The sequence below is a fragment of the Bacteroidales bacterium genome (assembly GCA_012517825.1).
GTDB lineage: Bacteria > Bacteroidota > Bacteroidia > Bacteroidales > JAAYUG01 > JAAYUG01.
Genome location: JAAYUG010000124.1, coordinates 1 through 4,137 on the forward strand (window position 1 = coordinate 1; position 4,137 = coordinate 4,137).

The following is a 4,137-nucleotide window of genomic DNA, read 5'->3' on the forward strand; positions in this document are numbered from 1 at the left end:
AGAGGATGAACTATTTCAGGTCCGGTAGTGATTTCAAAATCAATGGTTACCGCCCATCCCACGGAAGTGGTTTCATATCCGGAATGCTGATAAACAATTTCAACGCTGTCGCGCAGAAGGGCCGAAAAGTCAGTTACGTCTGCCTGCCATTCCCACTGCCAGTCTTTTGTAAAGATGCTTCCATAGGGCGTCAGCATGCGGCTGAGTTCATAATTGTACACTTTGCCGCTTGTACCTCCGGCCTTTCTCAGATAGATCGGATCAAGGTAATCCCAGTGTGCACAGGGCAGTGAATCAGGACAACCCAGAACAACCTTCATGATGATACGGCGTACTGACACGTTTTTGTCAGGAAATTTTCCCCATGCCGGATACAGATGTATTCCCTTTGACGGATCGGTTGTTACTGTTACTCTCCTGTGCGTAACTACATGCAATACGTTTGACTGGGCATTGACTGAAAAAGGCCCCCACATAAGAACTGCAAAGAAAACAAAAGGCAGAATTTGTTTCATGGCATTGATTTTAAGCTCAAAGCATCTTTTGCGACCGAATTGATTAAAAAACATAGAGATGGTGAGAAAATTAAGTTAAGCAACACAAGCAAAAATAGCAACGTTGGTATTTCATGCAAATGAAGAAAGTCAGATTTTTCTTACAGAGAAACATGTATCTTTCGGCCATGGATGATAAAATAAAGTACAATGTAAAATGAAAAAACCATGAAAAAGCAGGTATTCCTTTTGTTGTTATGGTCGGTTTTTTTCTCGGCTACTGTAATTTCTCAGGAAGAAGACCACAGGTATGTTCCTGAAACCGACCCTCTGGTACTGGAAAAGCTGTCCAGGTGGCAGGATCTTAAATTTGGCCTTTTGATGCACTGGGGTCCATACAGCCAGTGGGGGGTTGTGGAATCCTGGTCCATTTGTCCGGAAGACGAAGGATGGTGCCGCCGCAGTATTGAAAACTACAATGAATACGTGCAGAAATACGAAGGGCTGAAAAAGACCTTCAATCCCGAAAAGTTTGATCCGGGAATATGGGCTAAGGCAGCCAGTGAGGCGGGAATGAAGTATGTGGTTTTCACCACCAAACACCACGATGGCTTTTGTATGTTTGATACAAAATATACTGACTATAAAATTACCTCGCCGGAGTGTCCTTTTCATTCAAATCCCCGGGCCAATATAGCTAAGGAGATTTTTGACGCATTCCGTAAAGAGGGATTTATGGTGGGAGCCTATTTTTCAAAGCCCGACTGGCATAGTGAATATTACTGGTGGCCCAATTTTCCGCCCCGTGACAGGAATGTAAATTATGATCCCGAAGCCTATCCGGAACGGTGGAACAAGTTTGTGGAGTACACGCACAATCAGATACTGGAGCTGATGACAGAATATGGGCCGATGGACATCCTGTGGCTTGACGGGGGCTGGGTAGCCAGAAAACCTAAAGAAATAATTCGTGAATGGTATGAAAACAAAATGAAGGAAGTATCGTCAGGCTATCTGAAAAGTCAGATCATCAATCAGGATATCCGCATGGATGAACTGGTGCAGAAATGCCGGGAGAAACAGCCGGGACTGATTGTTGTTGATAGGGCAGTATACGGAAAAAATCAGAATTACCTAACGCCTGAAAACAGGGTTCCCGCTCAGCCGCTGCCGTATCCGTGGGAATCATGCATAATTTCAGGAGGCGGATGGTCTTTTACCCCCGGTGCCAGATATATGAGCGGAAGAGAAGGAATTCATCTGCTGGCTGACATTGTCGGAAAAGGCGGGAATCTTCTGCTGAACATAGCACCCGGTCCCGACGGCACATGGCAGCAGGGCGCCTATGACCTGCTGAAGGAATATGGGGCCTGGCTTAAAGTTAACGGTGAGGCCATTTATGGCAGCCGCATTCTGCCCCCCTGCAAGGAAGGAAAGATTGTTATGACCAGAGGAAAAGACGGAAGTGCCTATTTTATTTACCTGGCTGATGAAAAGGAAGCATTGCCGGCGTCTGTAAAAATCCAGTCGCACAGGCCGGCTTCAGGGGCTTCTGTTACCCTGCTCGGTGCCAAAGGTTCCCTCTCGTGGAAACCGGTCGGAGATGGCTTTGCGGTTTCTGTACCTGAACGAATAAGGAAAAATCCTCCCTGTAAGTATGCATGGGTGATTAAAGTGAGTAAAATACAATGAGCTTTACCACATGCAGGCATCCAAGCCGACATAGTGCTTCCGATTTCCGCGATTTCTGCAAGGGATTGCTCCGGCAGGATTCACCCATTAATTCTTTTATCCGAAGATTCAGAATTACGGCAATGAAATTTCAGTCGGTGGGCACAATGCCAACCGACTGAAATTTTATATTCCTGGCAGGGATGCTGAAAAACGAAGTTATTAGATAACTCCTGTTTTACAGGCAGAGGAATTTTAATTATTCAGCTGCAATGGTAACTGAAGCTTCCGGCAGTCCGTCTGAAACAGCCTTCAGGGTGATTTTTCCTGCTTTATCCGATGCCTGAATCACCGCCAGGCAGAGCCCGTGAAAGGCTTTGCGTTCGCTGGTCTGGAATGACTCCATACTGACAGGATTTCCGTTGTCGGTTGCCCGCAGCTTCCCTGCGCCATTTACTTCAAACTTTACCAGATTGTCGGCATAGGGTACTATATTTCCCTTATCGTCCAGTATGCTGATTTTGACAAACGAAAGGTCTTTTCCGTCAGCTTTCAGTTTGGTCCTGTCAGGTTCAAGCAGAATACGGGCCGGTTTTCCGGCGGTGTGAATTTCTTTTGTGAGCACTTCCTTCCCTCCTGTGCGGGCAATAGCCTTCACTGTGCCTGGCTCCCAGGTAAGACGCCACATGAGGTGCAGGTCGTCGCCCTGTTTACGCTTTGTGCCCATCGACTTGCCGTTCAGGAACAATTCAACTTCCTCGGCGTTGGTGTAGGCCCATACATCTACCGTCTGTCCTTCCTTCCAGTTCCAGTGGGGGAATATGTGCAATACTGGGGTGTTGGTCCATTCGCTCTGGTACATGTAATAGGCATCTTTTGGAAATCCTGCCAGATCAACAATTCCGAAATAGGAGCTTCGGGCAGGCCATGGATATGGTGTTGGTTCACCCAGGTAGTCAAAGCCGGTCCATATGAACAACCCGGAAAGGAAATCATATTTTTTTATCACTTTCCAGGTGGCTTCGTGGGTTGAACCCCATGGAACCCGGCAATTGTCATAGGCAGAACAGGTAAAATCTTTGTTCATAACGCTCATATCAGGACTCCGCCAGTCGGTAGGCCATATCCGTACCGAGTCGGAAGGCATATCGTAGCTCCCGCGGGTAGCTAAGGCAGAGGTGGTTTCCGAGGCAATGAATGCACCCCGCTGGAAACTGTCCAGAAAACTCGGGAAATATTCAATATGGTAGTTGTATCCGATCAAATCAAGCACATTGGAACGGATAATATAGTTTTTAGGATTTGGGTTGTTGCAGGCTGAAGTAATCGGGCGGGTCGGATCAAGCGATTTAACGATTCCTGCCAGTTCAGGTGCAATGCGCAGTCCACTGGTATCCCACTGTTCGGGTATTTCATTTCCAATACTCCAGATGATAACACTGGGATGGTTCCTGTCGCGCAAAATCATATCGCGCAGATCGGCTTGATGCCATTCATCGAAATCAAGGCCATAGTCGAATGGTGTTTTGTTGATTTTCCACATATCGAAGGCCTCGTCCATTACCAGAAAACCCATCCGGTCGCATAGATTCAAAAGCTCCGGCGCCGGAGGATTATGGGAGGTGCGGATGGCATTAGCCCCCATGGCCTTCAGAATTTCAAGCTGGCGTTCCAGAGCGCGGGTATTGATGGCTGCTCCAAGACAGCCCAGATCGTGATGATTGCACACGCCCAGTATTTTCATCGGTTCTCCGTTCAGGAAAAATCCCTTTTCGCGGTCAAATGCAAAATACCGGATACCAAAGGGCGTTTCATAATCATCGGTTACTTCGCTTCCGGCCAGCACCTGTGTCAAAGCTTTATAAAGGACAGGATGGCTAACCGACCATAAGTTTGGAGAAGTGACAGTAGCTTCCTGCGTTACTTCGCCTGTCGAACCGGCCGGAATAGTCGTCTCGGTTTTCAGAGTGGA

At 47.4% G+C, this 4,137-nt stretch carries 3 protein-coding genes; 1 reads left to right on the forward strand and 2 read right to left on the reverse strand.

Annotated features, from left to right (window positions below; genetic code table 11):
* A partial coding sequence (locus tag GX419_08725) for a peptide-N-glycosidase (GenBank protein NLI24774.1) occupies positions 1-515 on the reverse strand: 515 nt, incomplete at its 3' end.
* Positions 516-722: 207 nt separating this feature from the next.
* Here GX419_08725 and GX419_08730 point away from each other — a divergent pair.
* Positions 723-2,186, forward strand: coding sequence for an alpha-L-fucosidase (locus tag GX419_08730; protein ID NLI24775.1), 1,464 nt, complete (start codon positions 723-725; stop codon positions 2,184-2,186).
* Positions 2,187-2,424: 238 nt separating this feature from the next.
* Here the strand turns inward: GX419_08730 and GX419_08735 are convergent.
* Positions 2,425-4,137, reverse strand: a 1,713-nt coding sequence (locus GX419_08735) for a glycoside hydrolase family 2 protein (protein ID NLI24776.1), incomplete at its 5' end; no start/stop codon positions are given.

Excerpts from the sequence above, each read along its gene's own strand:
- GX419_08730 (NLI24775.1), top strand. The coding sequence starts at position 723 with ATGAAAAAGCAGGTATTCCTTTTGTTGTTATGGTCGGTTTTTTTCTCG.